Below are 18,058 nucleotides of genomic sequence, written 5' to 3'. Positions count from 1 at the left end.
ATTTTAACTCTTAATAAAACACCAATTCGTTATCGGATGAGTGTTTAGTACTAAAAATGCATAACCTAAATATGAGAAATTCTTAAGTAGCTCAGGTGAGTCAATTAGGTTGTTAGCAATAACCTTGATCATCGCCCCCTGAGCTTTTTTAGCATTTATACCGATTGTTGATGATTTACCGTTACTATTTTCTTTAAAATGAACGTTAACTAATTGATATTTAAGTTTATTACAGATGAATATTCTTGTGATGTTAGGTTGAGTAAATATTTATTTTCCTGTTTAGCAAGAATTTTATTAATATAATTAGTGACTTCATCTTGCCAAAAGTTTGTTAAATTTATTTCATTTAATTTTGTTGCCATTTCTAATCTATACGGCTTAATAGTATCTAGCGGTTTTAAGACTCCGTAAAGTCCTGATATAATAAGCAAATGTGATTGCAGGAAATTTAATTCATGATTAGTTAATTTTTCTATATGTATATTATTAAAAACATCTCCTGCATAAGCAAAAATAGCCGCTTTACTCTCTTGATTATCAAAATCCTTAAATCTTTCTTTATTTATATGTGCAAGTTTTGCACTTATATTCATTATTTTCGATAATTGATTCTCAGAATAGCTTTGGAGTGTAGAAAGTAATTGATTAGTTATAATGTAAGGGACATTGGAATCGTCAGCTCCGTCTTGGGAGCTAACTTCTCGAAATTTAGAGTTTTAGCAGAAGAAATAATAGCAAGCATTTCTATCTAGCCGGAGTACTCGGAAGAGATGAAGTAGTGCTAGCGATATTTCTGTTAGTACTATCGATTGTTTGCATAATTGCATAGCTTGGATCACCGTTAAGCTCTACTACTTCTTTGGGTTTCGTAGTTTTTTGACCGGTACAGCCAATTAAAGTTATAGAAGCAAATAAAATTATTAAATATCTTATCATAAATATCCTGTTTTAATTTTACACTTAAGATAGCTGCCTATTATTATAATGTCAAGTGAGAGGAAAATTTTATTACCCTACCCTATAACCTTTCAGTAATAGTCTAAAGATTCTTCATAATATTTTAAATCTAATTCTGCATAATTTAAATTAGGTTCATCTTCGCTTCTTTCTATTTCGGGTTCAGGCTTATCATAATTTTTTCTAGTTTTTAAATAATATTCTAAAGTTTTATTCCCATCTAGGTAGAGGGTGATTATCAGATTCTTTTTCTAAATATATCATTATTGATGATGTTTTTTCCTTTAAAGATTCATTACATAATTCTTCAACAATAGGATAATATTCTTTCTTATTCAGATACTAAAGGCATGATTGTTGGTTTACTATCATTTAAGTAATTATATAATGCTTCAAAAAAAGAATCACATATTTCCCATTACCTATAATGTCGTGATATATAAAAGAGTCTATATTAAGTGCTTGAATAACCAGCTGCCCATCTATCAATAATATTTTTTTGAAGAGTTCTAAATCTTCAATATGAAGACCCATGGAAAAATATTATCATGTAGTACCATGCTTTTTATTATTTGCCACTTCTCTATAGTACTATATTTAGCCCATTCCATAACTTCTTTACTTCTTAAATAAATTTTTAGGTATTCTGTAATAAACCGTATTATAGAATTTTCGCTTTCAGGAAATTTGCGTTTGCGGATAGAGAAATTACCGAAATTTCTGATTTCGATACGCTTTTGTTCTTTAAGAGATTCGTTTAAATAATCTAAAATTAAATCTACTGAATCTTTAACATCTTCTTTAGAAAGATAATTCAGCTTATCATGTATTTTATCTATTAAATAATTCTTAGTAATCATTATTAAAAAATCGCTTTGATTCCGTTAAAACTATTTTTAAAAAAACTAGGTACTATACTATCAAAATCTTCAAGTATTATGTCCATTAATTTTGGTTTTGGTTTTAATTGATAATCTTTAACTAGTAAATTAACATTAATTTTCTGAACTTCCTGTAACCATTTTAATGCAGTATCTTCCGAGCCTATAGCATCCACAAGCTTTAACTTTAAAGCCTGACGACCTGAATATACTCGTCCGTCTGCGAGCTTTTTTACTTCTTCTATAGGAAGATTACGCCTCTCTGAAACAAGTTCAAGGAAGAAATTATAAGTATCTTCTATATTTTCCATAATGGTTACCCGCACTGCTTCCGTCAGTTTTTCGGTAGGATTTGGGACAGCTTTTAATTCACCCGATTTGAAATTATTAAACTTAATCCCCAATTTTTGAGCAAGCTCCGTTACCTCGGCTGTTTGTAGTATTACACCGATTGAACCCGTAATAGTTCCGTTATGGCTGATAATATAATCACCTCCAAGAGAGATTAAATAACCGCCGCTTGCAGCCATTGTTCCCATAACTATCACTACCGGCTTTTTTGCGGATATTTTACGCAGAATATTATAAATTTTTTCAGAGCCGACTACCGTACCGCCGGGAGAATTTACGTTAACTATTAACGCTTTAATATGAGAATCATCGATTATTTTTTTGAGCTTTTTGTCACGCTTTTCGTCTTCAAGAATTATTTCGTCTATTAATACAGAAGCTATATAGTCTTCATTACTATTAATAGGTAAAACCTCTTTTGGAGCAAAATCTTTACCGACTAGTAAGAATACGATCGCAATTAAAATAATAGCTGCTAGCTTCCAAATTAACAAACGAGATTTTATTTGTCTTCTTTCAATTAAATAATCAGGTGTTATACTCATGATTTTATATACTTTTTTAGAATACTATAGTCAATTCAGATCTATACCGTGACAGGCGTGAGGAGCGAAGCCTATAATAATAGGCAAGCCGACGAACAACGAAGCACAATATAGGTATCAATTGACTATAGACCGTTCTTAGGACGTTCAGGACTCTTCATCATCTCAAAAAACTCACCGTTAGTTTTAGTATTTTCAAGTTTTTTGAGTAAAAATTCTATTGCTTCACTGCTACCCATCGGATCGATAATACGACGAAGAACCCACATTTTATTTAATATTATTTTGTCTACTAATAAATCTTCTTTTCTAGTGCCTGATCTAGTTATATCAATAGCCGGATAAATACGCTTATCGGCAATCTTACGATCTAGAACTATCTCGGAATTACCTGTACCTTTAAACTCCTCAAAAATTACCTCATCCATACGAGAACCGGTTTCAATTAAAGCCGTACCGATTATAGTAAGCGAACCGCCGTTTTCAATATTTCTTGCTGCTCCGAAAAATCTTTTAGGTCTCTGAAGAGCATTAGCATCAACACCGCCCGTTAATACTTTACCTGATGACGGCACTACGGTATTATAAGCACGAGCTAAACGTGTTATCGCATCTACTAAAATTACCACATCTTTTTTATGTTCTACTAAACGCTTTGCTTTTTTGATAACCATTTCTGCAAGCTGCACGTGCCTACTTGCCGGTTCATCGAAAGTAGAGCTAACAACCTCCCCACGCACGGAACGTTGCATATCGGTTACTTCTTCAGGTCTTTCGTCTATTAACAGTACTATTAAAAATACTTCCGGATTATTGGTTGTAATTGCATGTGCTATATTTTGTAATAATACGGTTTTACCTGTACGAGGCGGTGCTACTATTAATGCACGTTGTCCTTTACCCATAGGGGCAACAAGTTCAATAACCCGTGTACTAAAATCCTTACTATCTTTACTATTATTTTCAAGTTCTAATCCTAATTTTTCATCAGGATATAAGGGGGTTAAATTATCAAAATGAACACGATGATAAGCTTTAGAAGGGTCTTCAAAATTTACTCTATTGACTTTCAGTAAAGCAAAATAACGTTCTCCGGCTTTTGGAGCTCTGATCTGACCTTCTACAGTATCACCGGTACGCAGACCAAAGCGACGAATCTGACTAGGAGAAATATAAATATCATCAGGGCCTGCTAAGTAGTTTACTTCCGGCGAACGTAAAAAACCAAATCCGTCAGGTAGTACTTCAAGTACCCCCTCTCCCACTATTAAACCTCCCTGCTCTACGGATTTTTTCAAAATTGCAAAAACTAACTCTTGTTTAAGTAATGAATTAATATTTTCAATTTTTAATTCTTCTGCTTGAGCTTGTAGTTCCTCCGGTAATTTACGTTTTAATTGTTTTAAATTAATAATATTACCGTTCTCTGCAAAATTATTATGATTGTTATTGGATTCGGTGTTAAGTTCTGCTGTGGATTCTTTATTAGTTGTGCTCATTAGATTATAATTGAAAAGTTGAGTTAGCAATTAAGTTTAAAGGTTAAGTAATATACTTATTTAAATTAGGAATCAAATTAGATTTTTAGAAAGTTTTATTTATTCTTGCGGTTTGAAGAATTATTTATCTTGTTAGCTTATAAGAGCTGCCTATGTATGTAAAAGCATACTAACAACGTTAATAGCATATTGTCAACTCAAATCGTCATTGTGAGCAGGTAATCGGTAAATGGTCATTGCAGGAAAATTACGAAGCAATCTTGGGAGTTTATTATTATTTCATGAGATTGCCGCACAGCTTACGGCTGCGTAGCTCATGACGACCCTGGTAACCTCTTCTCGCAATGACGGATAAATCAATCCACGTAACTCTAGCAATCCTTTGATTTTAACAATAACACATTTGTATTAAGTAATGGAATGCATACGTTTTTAACTTCATTTAATAAGGCCTCATTGTTTATTTCTTGGTTTAATTCGCTGCGTACCGCATCAAATATTTCTCTTAAACTTTTCTCTTCTACCATATATTTAAAAATATATTTAGTGCTTCTAAATATCGACATTGAGATATTAACATTATTTAATATCCCATTATTAATAGTAAAATTAATAGCATTATTTACTGCTGAAGGATTAGATTCCAAATGCTCATAAATTTGTTTAGCAAAATTGGCAATATTATGGAAGTACGGTATATTATCAAGGTCATCAAGAGAGGCTACACTATCTTTTTGATTTGATACGTAAAATGAATGTTTAATAATATTACCGGTAAGTATTTCGGAAATTGCTTCTCTAGTTACTTTATCCATCTTTTTAACTTTTTGTAGAAGTGAAAAATCTTTTATATAATTTTCCGGTCTTAATAAAATTTTTTCTAAAGGATCAAGATAATCAACAAAATTTAAGCTTGCTTTTTCTACGAATTCATATAACTCAGGAACGGAATAGGCTCTATCCTGTTTGTGCAGAAACATATCATAAACTCCGACGTCACCATAATTTTGGTAATCTGAAAATAACTCCCAACCTCTTTTATACCAGTTAGTAGCAGGCAAATTATCTAGAATTAGCTTCCCGTTCATTACTTCTTCGACACGGCTTTTAGTATCTTTATTTATCATTTTCATTAAATCCTGAATTTGATAAACACCGGTACGTCCGTATTTAGCATATACCATTAAACCCATACCGCCGGTCGGCTTTAAAGAATCTTTTAGATTTTTTAAACCTTCATCAGGATTTGCTAAATGATGAAGCACGCCGGTACAATTTATATAATCGAATTTTCCAAGTTTTAGATTAGGTATATTTAATATTGAATCATTAATCCATTTAATATTTTTAAGACCTCGTACTTCTGCACGTTTTTGTGCTACTTCCATGCTAGGCTTGCTGAAATCTAGATATATTATTTCGGCATTTTTATCTTTTAACTGCTCGGCAAGATAAATAGTCGAATCACCGGTGCCGCCGCCTGCTATTAAACATCTAAAATTATTATTAAAATTTTCTTTTCCTTGATATAGAAAATGGTTTAATTCTCCTAAGAACTCACCGCATATTGTAAGTAAACGTTCTTTTTCTTGATTTGGGTCTCTGAAAGGATAAGGATAATCTTGATAATGCTCTTGTACTTCTGCTAAGTCTTTAGAAATTGTAGTATTTTTTGTTTTCTTTAAATTGCTCATAAATTATTATTTTTTTAAGTTGTTATTATATATACTTGTCTATCTACTCTTTTAGAAGTATATCTTTTATAATTAATTGAATAGTATAATTATCTTGCCAATTATTAGTTTTTAATGTTCCTATTGCGGCAATATTTTTTGCTTTAGAGCTTAATAAAACATCTTCAAATGCAGTTCCTACCGAATTAAAAGCAATAGCAGATAAGGCTTTATTACCAAAGCCTCGCTTATTTGGAACAAGCATACATTTAATATGCTTACTTCCAACAATATCCGCTTTTAATACAAATAAATCATCGAATTTAAATATAGGCTCATGATTTCCTTGACCGAAAGGCTCTAAAGTGTTTAATTCCTCCATTAAAGGGAAATTCACACTATTAACCGTTAACTCAATATCATATTCCGCATGCTTATAATTTTCTAGTTTATTTATACTAATTCTAAAAGCATTATTAAAAAAATTCTGCAATTCTTGTAATTTGTCAGCAGTTACGGTAAAACCTGCCGCCATAGCATGACCTCCGCCTGCTATTAGCAAATCTTTGCTTTTAGCATTGATAATTTCAGCACCAAAATCAATACCTAAAATAGAACGGCATGAAGCTTTACCAATCCCGTCATTTAAAGCTATAACTGCCACCGGCTTATCAAATTTTTCTTTTAATTTGCCGGCAACGATTCCTATAACGCCTGGATGCCATCCTTCTTTTACGATAAATAATAAACTACTATCTTGTTGTGTTAAAGCAATTTCCATCGCTTCTTCTATCATTAATAACTCAATTACTTTACGCTCATTATTATGTTTTTCAAGTTCTTCAGCTAATTTATTTGCTTCATTAGAACAACTAGTAGATAGGAGATTAGCCCCTAAACTTGACTTTCCTACTCTACCGCCCGCATTGATACGCGGACCTAGAATAAACCCTAAATGATAACATTTTGGTATTTCATTAAGCCCTACCATATCATATAATGTTTTAATCCCTATATTTTGCCTTTGTTGCATTACTTTCAATCCGCTTGCAACAAATGCACGATTTAAGCCTGTTAATTTCATCATATCGCAAACAGTACCAAGAGCCACTAAATCTAGATACTTCATTAGATTAGGCTGAAGCATTGTTTGCGTGAAATAATTTTGCTTCTTTAAATTCGATAATATTGCAGTTGCAAATAAGAAAGCAACTCCTACGGCTGCCAAATGTTTATATTCGCTTTTTTCATCAATACGATTTGGATTTACTATAGCTACTGCATCCGGTAATATTTCCGTAGCTATATGATGATCGATTACTATAACATCAAGGTTAACGTCTTTTGCGTATTTTAGGGCTTCATGTGCCATAGCACCGCAATCAACCGTAATTAATAATTCTGTGCCGTTATCTTTAATTTTTTGCATAGCAAAAGGAGTTGGACCGTATCCTTCAGCTATACGATCGGGAACATAAATATCACATAGTATATTTAAATCTCTAAAAATATTTTTAAGTAAAGCGGCTGAAGTAGCACCGTCTACATCATAATCGGCAAAGATACATATTTTTTGGTTATTTAAAATAGCTGTAACGGTTCTATCTACAGCCTTTTCCATATCAAGTAGATGAAAAGGATCAGGTAATAAATTTTTGATTTTCGGTATCAAAAAATTTTCTACTTCCTCTAGATTATTTACTCTTAATGATACTATCCTAGCAAGTAAATCACTAATTTTAAAACTACGACATAATTCGGTGACTATATCTTCGTTAATCAGTTTCTGCTGCCAGATTTTACCGTTTATAGATGCTTGTGGTTTCATTTGTTTATTAGGCTGTATTTTTGCTGTATATCCCCAAAAGTTTTTTAGCTTCATCATCTGCAATTAAAGCTTCAACAAACTCATCTAATTGTCCGTTTTTAACTACTTCGTTTATCTTATAAAGTGTTAAGTTGATCCTATGGTCGGATACTCTTCCCTGTGGGAAATTATAAGTACGTATCCGCTCCGAACGATCTCCCGAACCTACCTGCCCTCTTCTGCTATCGGCTCTTTCTTGTTCCTTTTTACGTCGTTCTTCTTCATAAATTCTAGCACGTAGAATTTTTAACGCCTTTGCTTTATTTTTATGCTGTGACTTCTCATCTTGCAAGGCTACGGTAATACCGGTAGGGATATGAGTTATACGTACGGCAGAATCGGTAGTATTAACGTGCTGTCCACCAGCCCCTGAAGCTCTATAAGTATCGATTCTTAAGTCTTTATCTTCAATTTGAATATCAACCTCTTCAGCCTCAGGAAGTACTGCAACCGTTGCTGCCGAAGTATGAATACGTCCTTGTGATTCCGTTTCCGGTACTCTCTGTACTCTATGAACGCCTGACTCAAATTTGAGCTTAGAGAATACATCTTTGCCTTTTATTGACGCCGATGCTTCTTTATAACCGCCTATTCCCGTATCGGAAATTGCTAATATCTCAAAACGCCATCCTTTTAACTCAGCATATCTTTGATACATATTAAAAAGTACGGCAGCAAAAAGTGCAGCTTCTTCTCCGCCGCTTCCTGCTCTAACTTCAATAATAGCACTTTTACTATCCGCATCATCTTTCGGTAATAAAGCAATTTTTACGGCTCTTTCAAGTTTTGGTAACGAATTTTCAAGAGTGTGTATTTCGTCTTCAATCATTTCTAAAGTGGCATTATCAAGTCCCACTTCTAGCTTAAAATTATTTGCTTCTTCAAGCTCAGATTTAGCCTTATTATATTCTTTAATTTTTGCTACAACATCTTCAAGTTCTGCATATTCTTTAGATGTCTTAACGAACTCGTCTCCCATAATGGCGGAAGATAGTTTGTTGCCTAAATTTTCGTATTTATCTAAAATTTTTGCTAAATTATCTGAAAAACGCATGTTATTTTATTGTGATTTGTTTATGGGTGAGATTTCAACGTTATTACGAGAAGAAACTGAAAGTTTCAACGAAGCAATCTCAGGATATTTGACGAGATTGCCACGCAGTCTATGGCTGCTCGCAATGACGACTTATATCAACATCAAAGCGGGACTCTCTATAAACTTTTTAAATGCTGCCAAGAACTCAGCACCGACTGCTCCGTCTACTACTCGGTGATCGGCAGAAAGAGTTACGTCCATAATTGTTGCTATAGTGATTTGATCATTCTTGACTATAGCACGTTTTGCACTAGCGCCGACGCCCATTATACAACTTTGTGGTGGGTTAATTATAGCATTGAAATTCTTAATACCGTACATACCGAGGTTAGAAATGGTAAACCCTCCGCCCTGAAATTCTTCAGGGGTTAATTTATTATCTTTTGCTTTCTTTATTAATTCTTTCATTTCACGAGATAGTTCTAGAATGTTTTTTTGATTGGCATTTTTAACTATCGGTGTAACAAGCCCGTTCTCAATCGCTACCGCTATTGAAATATCGACATTATTATAATATCTAATTGCATCTTCTCCCCAGCTAGCATTGGCATTTGGCACTTCTTGTAAAGCTTTGGCTACTGCTAAAATAATAAAATCATTAACCGATATCCTTGTTGATTTATCTTCAGAAAAAGATTTATTAATGTCTTCTCGTATATCTAACAATTTATCGACATTACATTCTATAGATAAATAAAAATGTGGAACTGTTTGTTTCGATTCAAACAGACGCTTGGCTATAATCTTGCGGATATTATTATTTGGTACTAAACGATATTCTTCAGGATTTCTGCTAACTATTTTATTATGAGCAGTGCTAGGAGTATATGATAAGATATCCTGTTTGACTATTCTACCGTGCGGACCGCTACCTTTCACGCTCTCAAATCTAATATTTCCCATTTTTGCAAGTCTTTTTGCAAGCGGTGAGGCGAATATTTTACTAGCATCATGTTTTATAACTGTTACCTGTTCTTCTACATTAGCTATGTTCTCGTGGGGTTTCAGAAGATTAGCATCTGTTTTCGGTGACGGTGATACACTATTATTTTTTGCAATAAACGCATCAATGTCCGTTTTTTCTTCTCCCTCTTCACTTAACACGGCAATTAAAGAGTTAACAGGTACATTTTGACTATTTTGTGGGATAACTATTTTGGCAAGTATACCTTCGTCTACTGCTTCTACTTCCATCGTTGCTTTATCGGTTTCAATTTCAGCAATTACTTCTCCAGGATTAACTTTGTCCCCTTCTTTTTTTAACCACCTAGCTAGATTTCCTTCCGTCATAGTTGGAGATAAAGCAGGCATTAAAATTTTAATCGGCATAACTTATTTAGATTTGATTTTTTATTGTTGTTATTACACGTCATTGCGAGGAGAGACAAAGCCTCGACGTGGCAACCTCATGAAACAATAAAATTCCTGAGATTGCCACACTCTCTACGTTCGCGTGCAATGACGATTTGAGTAGCTATTGCACCTTAATATCAGGGCTAACGATCATTATCATCTGCTTACCTTCCATTTTAGCATGCTGATCGATTTTAATGAGTCCTGCGAGCCCTATTTCTATACGTTTAAATAGTGCTTGACCGACCTCTTTATGAAGAATCTCTCGTCCCTTAAACCATAAAGAAATTTTTACTTTATCTCCGTCTTTTAAAAATTCTTTTATTTTTTTTAGCTTAGTTTCAAAATCACCTATACTAATATTAGGTTTAAATTTCATTTCTTTAAGTACGACAATTTTTTGCTTTTTGCGTGCTTCATGCAAACGTTTTTTGCTTTCGTACTTAAACTTACCAAAATCTAGAATTTTACAGACAGGGGGTACAGCATTTGGTGATATCTCGACTAAGTCAAGACCAGCTCTTTCCGCCATATCTAATGCTTCTCTAATATTTACGACGCCGTGCATTTCGCCGTTTTCGCCTACTAAACGAACTTCTTTAGCTCTGATTTCTCTATTAGCCTTAGGAAAATTATTTTTAGAAATAAAATTTCTCCGTATTATGTTTATAAATAAATATATATTGCATTTAACTTATTTTATTTAAAATTACAAGTAAATAAAATATTTCATCTTTAATTTTATTTAGAAAGTTTTAAAAAAAATTGAAACGACAAGGCACATTCCAAATATTAATAAACAGATTCGTGTTAATTTAGTGACTCTTGCCTGTATTTTCAAGTTTTTTAGGTCTATAGCATGCTTATGAGCTTGTTCTTTTTGTGCCATATGCATTAATTCCTGTAAAGTACCGGGATAAATACTCTCATACTCACTGATTAAATCAATTGGCGGTAATATATGTTCAAATTTTTTACGGTAAAAATTATCATCAGGTTCGTTTACACTAAAAGTCTTAGCATAACCTTTATTTAATCTATTATTTTTGTTAAAAAAACGTTTAGTCTCTTTCATATTCCTTTTTTATTTTTTGAAATGTATATAATATATTACTTTCAACTATTTTAAAATAATCAATTAATTGCGTTTCTTTTTTTTGCTGTTGTTTGGAGCTTTTCATATTTATTATATTCTTTAGCTCTGCATATATTAGTTTTATAAAACTTTGTTTCATTGATTATACTAAATTTATAAAATCTGTTTTTGGTATTAGCGGTCCGCCCCTAAAATTTATAGCATTATTAAATTTATTGCAACAGGTTATAAAATTTTTATCACATCCGGCAGTAATTTTTACTTCCTCGGCATCTTTAACATAATCCGGTATAATATCCTCTAATATAATCAAATCACCGAAATTGCTTAGAACTTTACTGTTAAAACGATTTTCGCTGAATATAATTTGACCGCCGTTATAATAGCCGTTTTCTTTATCTAAATCTAGTATTCTTAAACTTTCCTTGAGCATTTCTTTAACCTTATATATGCCACTATATCAAGCTTTATCTATTTTACATTGACTATCTCCGAAAACTGCTCTACATGTTTTGCTATATCGATTAATTATAGTCTGATTATATTTTACCGTTTCGGGTTTTAAATGTATTTAAAAGTTTAAATCGTATTTTGTATATTAAAGTGCAATAATATGTAACGAAATGCTCAAAAACCTTGTCAGTATATATTATTATTTTAACAATAGCATTATTTAAATCCATTGTCGTCGTAATGCCGTTTTCCCCAAAAATACCTTCAATGATTATATGGTTTTGTGCGGAATCGTTAAATTCCGCTGCTTTTAAATCTAAACCGGCATTCGGTAAAAAAACTCTCTCTTCACTTTTTATAGCATGATCGCTATTTGTTAAGTTTAATTCCTCACCGCTAGCTCGCTTAATTTGAAAACAATAAACAAAATTCGTAAGCTTTCCTCTTCAATCGCAATACTCATATAATCACCTCCACTAACTCTATGTTGGATAACGCTATAGAACCGTCATTACAATAAGAATATTCAAAACTATCTATACTAAATCTAACTGCTACGTCAAAAGTAAAATCAGCAGTTAAAATTACATCTTGACCTAAGGGACTTGGTAAAGTCACTATACCATCGTTGTAATCTACAATGCCCATAGTTCTTACATTATTAATATATAGAATTACACTATTATTAACCGGTTTAGTGATAACTCGTTCGTAAGGAGCAATAGGATCGCTATATATCTTCCTTAGCTGAAGTTTATTTAAATTACTGTCCCCTTTAGCAATAACTTCGTTAATTTCTCTATAATCTGCATAATTCCTAAATCTCAAAGCAAAATTACTGCCACGTATTGCTTTAAAAAAGTTATTAAATTGCTCAAATTCCGTACTGCTTAACCTTGCATTTTTGATTAAATATTTCTGACAGCCATAGTTGCGATCTAAATGTCTTGCTTCTCTACCGAATTTAGTTATAGCGTGAGAAGTAGAAAATTCCGGCTTCCTAACCGCAAAACTTTCAATAAATTCCGGCATGCGTATATCGTGAAAATTTATAAGATATCTGAGCTGTTAATTAAAAAGCATAAGATCATTTTTAATTAAAGAGCGAAAATCTTCATTCATATCTATATGTATTGATATATCAGATTCGTCTAGTGCTTCCCTAATTTCAAGCAAAACTTCATAATTAATATCATCCATAATACAAAGATCAAGATCGGAGAATTTTTTTGCATTACCTTTAATCCTTGAACCGTAGGCATAAAATTTATAAGGATATTTCCCAAGTATAGAACGTAATATTAACAAATCTTGCTTTTCAATCTGAACCACTATATTTCTCCAAATTATTTATAAGCTCATTTAAAGCATCAGAAAAATCATCAAAAATACTAATTACTAGTTCTAAATTTTTTTCATTATAAGTATGAACCGTAATGTTACGAATCTCTATAAATTTAAACCATATTCTAGGGTTAGAAATCAACCCGCTAACCGCTGCTTCCCGAAATACATCCTTTAAAATATAAGGTGTTTTGCCGGATTTTTCACAAAAGCATTTCATTGTTTTCCAAGCTAGTTCATAACAAAATTCAAAAGATTGGATACTGCCGGCTTTATTCTGCTCAGTATCTAAATGTTTACGCAACTCTTCGAATTTCTGCCTTGATACTTATATCTAGCCCTGCGATTAAATGCATTTTATACTCCTATTTTTTGCTTTAATAATGCCTGATAATTCATTACCAGTTTTGTACTGACTAAGTCTTTGCTAGTGTGAAACTCTATTTTATTTGTTTTTATACCAGCAACATTTTCAAATGAGTGATGCTCTATTTTATCGCTTATTTTACTAACAAGGCTTAGAGCAATATTACGGTTTTTATCATTAGTAAAAATACATATTGCAAATTCCAGCTGCATTATATTTTGTACATTAGTAGATATATTATTAACATTCAATATATTAACAAGTAAGAACGGACATTTTGTATCCTGAACAACAGGAAAATATATTTTATTAATTTTAGTTTTGATTTCATTATCGTTTATAAGTAATTTATACAAACTTAGCTGCAAATTATAGATAAAATCATGATACATATATTTCCAACGCTATTATATTTAAAAATTTACTCTTTTCTTCAACGTTAATAATTCGTTTAATTTCAAATTCCCGTTCTTTAAATAAAATACGCATTTTAGTAGTGATATTTTTAATAAATCTTATTTTAAATAAAAAATATCCTTCTGTTATTATATGTCCGAAGCTTATATTTTTCTAGAGCAAGGAATTTACTATCGCATAGTGATTTAATTTCAGCATAGCTTGTTAATTTCTCTATCCATCTATCCTCTTCCATTTCTTCTCCTGCGATATTTTTTTAAAATTTAATTTAATGCTGAAAATTTTTCACGACTGTTTTTGTCATTTTATTACCTTTAAAATTAAGTAAGATGTCATCCTAGCTCACTTGTAGGCGTTGCCTGCATGGATCGTTTATGTCATTCCCGCAAAGGCGGAAATCCATGGTAAAGCGAGATAAATCGAGTTTTTAATATTAAAAATTCAATATATTTGTACCTTTTTATTACTGAATGCCCGCCTTCGCGGGCCTGACATACAAGTATATCTAATTAAATACCCCACCCACATTACCCCCTACTCTCTCTTTACGGCATAAAACTTTACAAAAGGCTTTTCAGTGTAAGGATCACGTATAATAATTAATACCGCTTCTATCTACTATTTTATAACCTGCTTTAAAGTCACCTATCGCTATAGCATTTCCCTTTTTATCTATAGGAGGCATAGCGGAGCTACAAACTACCAGTATTCCAAATATAGTTTGCTTAAGGGAATCGGATATTGAAGACTACCCAATAAAACGTCCTTGGTGATCTTTAAGCTTCTGAACTTCGGATAAAGTAATACGATTCATGAGCAAAGTTGCATTCACTAAATATTCTGCTTTAAGGGAGTTTATAAAATCAAGCAGCCCATCGGCGGTAATTTTAAATCTTCTCGATTGTATCATGGTCAGGTGATAAAATATCTCTAGGTTTTTTTATACCGTTACCATTGATAAACGCATTATTTTCCATTTTAACGAAACTATCACGCAATCTTTCACCGAACCAATTTCAGCCCTAAGTCGTATCCTTAAGTAATGCCTGGCTAGCTTTAGACTGTGCATATAGTTCATGAACAAAAATACGCTGCTGCTTTAACTTCGCTGCCGGAGTCTCTTCTCGAGCTTCTACTTCCCCAATCCAGCCACTGCTAAATTTGCCGTCCTCGCTTATTATATCAAGTGCATTCGTAGAAATTGTTTCAATCGAAGCTAACTGCCTCATTGGTGATCTAGCATTTATTTCGGTGATGATACTGTTATATAAAGTCTGTAATATTAAAACGCCCCCTGCTTCCGTACTACTATTTAGAGATGACTTTTGCATAAGCCCATTATCTTCGCCTTTACGTACGTAATTAATAAACGAGTTTTTTTGTTCCTGATTTTCTATATTAATACTATTTGGTATTTCTAAAATATTTTGCATATTATATAGCTTTTCCTCTAACTCATTGATTTTATCTTGATATTCTACATCTTGACTTTTAGTAATATATAAAATTTTAGCACTTTGATTAGCTGGAAAAGAAGTAACAATACTTATCTCTAAAAGCTCTGCTTCAGTAATTACTCTTTGCCTTGCATCATTATAAACCGAGTTTTTTATATAAAAACCTATAGATAATCCGTCTATTGCTCCTTGCTTTATTAGCTTTATCGCCACCATGCCTGCCTTGAACTTATTATTTATCACTGCTTCCATTTTTAAACCGTGATCATTTGCAGCCAAATGAGTAATAATCCCGATAGACTTTTTACTGTCGTGTTGCCAAAGAAATTTTACGTTATGATGAGAAGCATTTGCAAAAGCCCCCTTCACCAGTGTATCATTATGATGATCGATAAGATTATAAACACTCGCATAGCCGATAATTACTACCTTTTTATCGGTTATGGATTTTATTTCCATATTGTCGAAAGTTTGATTGCTGTAGATTATTTTTTCATATATTTATTACCTATTTTCTGTTGTCACCCCGTGACTTGATCACAGGATCCATTAAGATAATATAACTGAAAAAATGCTAGCACTAAGAGGTGGGTGTTGTATGGATCGAAAAATACGGTGTCATCCCGTGGCTTGACCGGCTTTGTTGCATGGCTCGAAAAACCTACTCAATGTCATTCCCGCGTAGGCGGGAATGACATAAACCTATCCACGCAACAAGGCTAGCTTGACCACGGGATCCATAAAAAAATTTAAAAATACTGGATCTAGCTCACAAGTCGCGGGATGACAGGAGTAACATTTAAGATATCAAATATTTACTATCATCAGTAGATTTTGTACCCATCAAAGGTACTTCTTCAGTTTTGCGGCTTCTTCTTCCGGCATTTCAAAAGATAATAATGTTGAAGAGAGGAATATTCAAATTTACAAAAATGCCATGCTTTATCAAATTGCTCATTGCAATCTCTAATAATTTTTTTAACATCATTACTTATGCATTTAAAATTACGATAATAAAATAACATATTAGAAGTAATAGCGAGACTATCTAGCTGCTTTTCTAAACACTTAGTATTAGTAATCATTCTTAAAGGAATATTTTGGCATGATTTATATCCAAGTTTTTGACCTATTAAAATAATATAATCACTAAAAACTAAATCCGGTAAAATATCGTAAATAGTACCGCTACAATAAAGCTGCGATATAGGCAATATTGCCTCTTCTTCACCAAGTAGCCACAGGTCAAATTTTCTACTGCCTACTCAAACAATAGATTAACTGCTTTTTTAGTATAAGAAGGCCATTTTATAGTGAAAAACAAAAAACATTTCTTGTTGTCTTAAACCTGCCTTAAGCAACTGATTTACCGGTGCTAGATAAAAGATTTTATTGTTTTTTATAGAATTAAACATTTTTTAACGAAGCAATTATTATTTGTTTCTGTATCTTCGCCTAACCCAAGAATCTCTATTTGTTGTGCGGTATTTAATTCTGTCTGCTGTAAGGGAACAGGTGGTGGAGGTTCTATCAGCATTATTATATTTTGTCGGTTCATTTACTTTAGAAAGCAGCATTAACATGCTTAAACTATCATTTTTATAATCCAAAACCATACAATTTTGATCACCGCATTTTTTCCCTATTGAAAGAATAAAATCTCCCTTAATAATATCTTTTTTAACTGACCAGCCGTTATAGTAAAATTGAGATAAATAGTAAGCTGCCTCCCCTTGCCCGCAAAAGAATGTTTCTTTTAATTTTTTGATGTAAATCACATATAATGTTTTCGTTCTTAGGTGTCATTTCTAATGTATTAGTTTCTGATCTAATAAGTAGCCGGTTGATGTCTGTTATATATTGATCTCGTGCTGCTGTAAACATTGCATCAGAAGTTAATTTTTTATCTTGGTTATTGATCATTATTTTTATCCCTTTATTTTTTTAAGATATGGTGCAGTGTGTTGCGCCTGTTAGCCCGTAATCATCATGCTTAACATACTCTCTATATTCTTCTATTGGTTTTGAAGTTATAGATTGAGATTGGGCGTTAGTAGGCTTTATTATTGCTTCTGTTTCTTGAGGTTTTTGAATTATAGATTTATGCTTATCTTTATTGTTACCTAATACGGTAAATTCGTTTATTGCTTCTTTACATTCAAAAACACTTTCATTGGTAATTAAAAATGGTACTCAGTGGGTAAAGTGCTATTAAAATCTGTTATAATTGATTTTAAATTAGAAAGAATTAAGTATTCAGGAACGGGAATTTTACGCCATTCTCCCTGTACTGCATTCATATGTCCATTTTCTATTATAGCTAGCTCTTTAAGTTCAGAGTAATCAGATATCCCAAAATCTTTTAAACATACAGAATTTGTTAACTTGCTATGATGTAAAAATTTTCCTATATTAATTACAATTTTTATTAAATTACTTAGTTGTTCCTTATTAATTCCAAGGTGATTTCCATTTTTATAAAATTCTGATAAATATGTACAAGCATCATTACTTCCTAAAAACATAGCACCTTGAAAATATAACATGGTATCTACAAATTTTTCTTATTGCTTAGAAATCTCTTCTTCCAGTAAAGCATCTTGATAAGATTTTTTACCTTTTTCATATAAATATTCAAGAGTTAGTTGTATAAATTTTTGAGCTGAAATAGGAGTTGCTTGCATAATCCATATCCCTAT

The 18,058-nt window shown here is 32.3% G+C and carries 20 protein-coding genes and 4 pseudogenes; all 24 read right to left on the bottom strand.

What is annotated here, in order from left to right; all coding sequences use genetic code 11:
- Nucleotides 1-10 precede the first annotated feature (10 nt).
- A pseudogene (locus tag MCC_RS04210) lies at nucleotides 11-745 on the bottom strand (YaaA family protein).
- Between the two features lie 2 nt (nucleotides 746-747).
- Nucleotides 748-939 carry a hypothetical protein gene (locus MCC_RS04205; protein ID WP_014408677.1) on the bottom strand — a complete coding sequence of 64 codons (192 nt, stop codon included), beginning with the start codon at nucleotides 937-939 and terminating at the stop codon, nucleotides 748-750.
- Between the two features lie 639 nt (nucleotides 940-1,578).
- Nucleotides 1,579-1,820, bottom strand: a pseudogene (locus MCC_RS04200) (HU family DNA-binding protein).
- A 2-nt stretch (nucleotides 1,821-1,822) separates the two neighbouring features.
- Nucleotides 1,823-2,737, bottom strand: coding sequence for a signal peptide peptidase SppA (gene sppA, locus MCC_RS04195; RefSeq protein ID WP_014408675.1), 915 nt, complete (start codon nucleotides 2,735-2,737; stop codon nucleotides 1,823-1,825).
- Between the two features lie 125 nt (nucleotides 2,738-2,862).
- Complete coding sequence (gene rho, locus MCC_RS04190; RefSeq protein ID WP_014408674.1) at nucleotides 2,863-4,236, bottom strand: transcription termination factor Rho; 1,374 nt, start codon at nucleotides 4,234-4,236, stop codon at nucleotides 2,863-2,865.
- Nucleotides 4,237-4,607: 371 nt separating this feature from the next.
- On the bottom strand, nucleotides 4,608-5,930 hold the full coding sequence (locus MCC_RS04185; protein WP_014408673.1) for a class I SAM-dependent methyltransferase: 1,323 nt from the start codon (nucleotides 5,928-5,930) through the stop codon (nucleotides 4,608-4,610).
- Between the two features lie 43 nt (nucleotides 5,931-5,973).
- Nucleotides 5,974-7,737, bottom strand: coding sequence for a single-stranded-DNA-specific exonuclease RecJ (gene recJ / locus MCC_RS04180; RefSeq protein WP_014408672.1), 1,764 nt, complete (start codon nucleotides 7,735-7,737; stop codon nucleotides 5,974-5,976).
- 7 nt (nucleotides 7,738-7,744) lie between these two features.
- Nucleotides 7,745-8,830: a peptide chain release factor 1 gene (gene prfA, locus MCC_RS04175; RefSeq protein ID WP_014408671.1), complete on the bottom strand. Its 1,086-nt coding sequence runs from the start codon at nucleotides 8,828-8,830 to the stop codon at nucleotides 7,745-7,747.
- Nucleotides 8,831-8,962: 132 nt separating this feature from the next.
- Nucleotides 8,963-10,201, bottom strand: coding sequence for a pyruvate dehydrogenase complex dihydrolipoamide acetyltransferase (locus MCC_RS04170; protein WP_014408670.1), 1,239 nt, complete (start codon nucleotides 10,199-10,201; stop codon nucleotides 8,963-8,965).
- A gap of 145 nt (nucleotides 10,202-10,346) precedes the next feature.
- On the bottom strand, nucleotides 10,347-10,835 hold the full coding sequence (gene infC / locus MCC_RS04165) for a translation initiation factor IF-3 (RefSeq protein WP_231288771.1): 489 nt from the start codon (nucleotides 10,833-10,835) through the stop codon (nucleotides 10,347-10,349).
- 135 nt (nucleotides 10,836-10,970) lie between these two features.
- Entirely contained in the window at nucleotides 10,971-11,300 is a 330-nt protein-coding gene (locus MCC_RS04160; protein ID WP_014408668.1) for a DUF2335 domain-containing protein, read from the bottom strand.
- 163 nt (nucleotides 11,301-11,463) lie between these two features.
- Nucleotides 11,464-11,754, bottom strand: coding sequence for a phage BR0599 family protein (locus MCC_RS08055; RefSeq protein WP_081498424.1), 291 nt, complete (start codon nucleotides 11,752-11,754; stop codon nucleotides 11,464-11,466).
- Nucleotides 11,755-11,781: 27 nt separating this feature from the next.
- Nucleotides 11,782-11,850, bottom strand: a complete 69-nt coding sequence (locus MCC_RS11670; protein WP_458693781.1) for a hypothetical protein — start codon at nucleotides 11,848-11,850, stop codon at nucleotides 11,782-11,784.
- 166 nt (nucleotides 11,851-12,016) lie between these two features.
- A pseudogene (locus MCC_RS11665) lies at nucleotides 12,017-12,184 on the bottom strand (hypothetical protein); the annotation flags it as partial.
- Between the two features lie 49 nt (nucleotides 12,185-12,233).
- Complete coding sequence (locus tag MCC_RS04150) at nucleotides 12,234-12,806, bottom strand: phage distal tail protein, Rcc01695 family (RefSeq protein ID WP_014408666.1); 573 nt, start codon at nucleotides 12,804-12,806, stop codon at nucleotides 12,234-12,236.
- A 36-nt stretch (nucleotides 12,807-12,842) separates the two neighbouring features.
- Entirely contained in the window at nucleotides 12,843-13,106 is a 264-nt protein-coding gene (locus tag MCC_RS04145) for a nucleotidyltransferase domain-containing protein (RefSeq protein WP_014408665.1), read from the bottom strand.
- The gene (locus MCC_RS04140) at nucleotides 13,093-13,422 is read right to left on the bottom strand and encodes an HI0074 family nucleotidyltransferase substrate-binding subunit (RefSeq protein ID WP_014408664.1); all 330 of its coding nucleotides are present in this window, start codon (nucleotides 13,420-13,422) and stop codon (nucleotides 13,093-13,095) included. The genes MCC_RS04145 and MCC_RS04140 overlap by 14 nt, the downstream gene beginning before the upstream one ends.
- A 53-nt stretch (nucleotides 13,423-13,475) precedes the next feature.
- Complete coding sequence (locus MCC_RS04135) at nucleotides 13,476-13,841, bottom strand: hypothetical protein (RefSeq protein ID WP_231288651.1); 366 nt, start codon at nucleotides 13,839-13,841, stop codon at nucleotides 13,476-13,478.
- Between the two features lie 25 nt (nucleotides 13,842-13,866).
- Nucleotides 13,867-13,974, bottom strand: coding sequence for a head-tail adaptor protein (locus tag MCC_RS10340; protein WP_014408662.1), 108 nt, complete (start codon nucleotides 13,972-13,974; stop codon nucleotides 13,867-13,869).
- Between the two features lie 514 nt (nucleotides 13,975-14,488).
- Nucleotides 14,489-14,812, bottom strand: a pseudogene (locus MCC_RS08040) (phage major capsid protein).
- A 112-nt stretch (nucleotides 14,813-14,924) separates the two neighbouring features.
- Complete coding sequence (locus tag MCC_RS08035; RefSeq protein WP_081498423.1) at nucleotides 14,925-15,818, bottom strand: phage major capsid protein; 894 nt, start codon at nucleotides 15,816-15,818, stop codon at nucleotides 14,925-14,927.
- 398 nt (nucleotides 15,819-16,216) lie between these two features.
- On the bottom strand, nucleotides 16,217-16,573 hold the full coding sequence (locus tag MCC_RS10335) for a hypothetical protein (protein ID WP_014408661.1): 357 nt from the start codon (nucleotides 16,571-16,573) through the stop codon (nucleotides 16,217-16,219).
- Between the two features lie 219 nt (nucleotides 16,574-16,792).
- Nucleotides 16,793-17,137 carry a hypothetical protein gene (locus tag MCC_RS10330; RefSeq protein WP_014408660.1) on the bottom strand — a complete coding sequence of 115 codons (345 nt, stop codon included), beginning with the start codon at nucleotides 17,135-17,137 and terminating at the stop codon, nucleotides 16,793-16,795.
- Between the two features lie 402 nt (nucleotides 17,138-17,539).
- Nucleotides 17,540-17,905, bottom strand: coding sequence for a hypothetical protein (locus MCC_RS10325; RefSeq protein ID WP_014408658.1), 366 nt, complete (start codon nucleotides 17,903-17,905; stop codon nucleotides 17,540-17,542).
- Nucleotides 17,906-18,058: the final 153 nt, after the last annotated feature.

The organism is Rickettsia rhipicephali str. 3-7-female6-CWPP (assembly GCF_000284075.1).
Lineage (GTDB): Bacteria > Pseudomonadota > Alphaproteobacteria > Rickettsiales > Rickettsiaceae > Rickettsia > Rickettsia rickettsii.
This window is presented reverse-complemented; position numbering and strand designations above follow the sequence as displayed.

Excerpts from the sequence above, each read along its gene's own strand:
- recJ (WP_014408672.1), bottom strand. The coding sequence starts at position 7,737 with ATGAAACCACAAGCATCTATAAACGGTAAAATCTGGCAGCAGAAACTG.
- rho (WP_014408674.1), bottom strand. The coding sequence starts at position 4,236 with ATGAGCACAACTAATAAAGAATCCACAGCAGAACTTAACACCGAATCC.
- MCC_RS04150 (WP_014408666.1), bottom strand. The coding sequence starts at position 12,806 with ATGCCGGAATTTATTGAAAGTTTTGCGGTTAGGAAGCCGGAATTTTCT.
- MCC_RS10325 (WP_014408658.1), bottom strand. The coding sequence starts at position 17,905 with ATGTTATATTTTCAAGGTGCTATGTTTTTAGGAAGTAATGATGCTTGT.
- MCC_RS04160 (WP_014408668.1), bottom strand. The coding sequence starts at position 11,300 with ATGAAAGAGACTAAACGTTTTTTTAACAAAAATAATAGATTAAATAAA.
- MCC_RS10340 (WP_014408662.1), bottom strand. The coding sequence starts at position 13,974 with ATGCGTATTTTATTTAAAGAACGGGAATTTGAAATTAAACGAATTATT.
- MCC_RS08055 (WP_081498424.1), bottom strand. The coding sequence starts at position 11,754 with ATGCTCAAGGAAAGTTTAAGAATACTAGATTTAGATAAAGAAAACGGC.
- MCC_RS04170 (WP_014408670.1), bottom strand. The coding sequence starts at position 10,201 with ATGCCGATTAAAATTTTAATGCCTGCTTTATCTCCAACTATGACGGAA.
- MCC_RS08035 (WP_081498423.1), bottom strand. The coding sequence starts at position 15,818 with ATGGAAATAAAATCCATAACCGATAAAAAGGTAGTAATTATCGGCTAT.
- MCC_RS04205 (WP_014408677.1), bottom strand. The coding sequence starts at position 939 with ATGATAAGATATTTAATAATTTTATTTGCTTCTATAACTTTAATTGGC.
- prfA (WP_014408671.1), bottom strand. The coding sequence starts at position 8,830 with ATGCGTTTTTCAGATAATTTAGCAAAAATTTTAGATAAATACGAAAAT.
- sppA (WP_014408675.1), bottom strand. The coding sequence starts at position 2,737 with ATGAGTATAACACCTGATTATTTAATTGAAAGAAGACAAATAAAATCT.
- MCC_RS04185 (WP_014408673.1), bottom strand. The coding sequence starts at position 5,930 with ATGAGCAATTTAAAGAAAACAAAAAATACTACAATTTCTAAAGACTTA.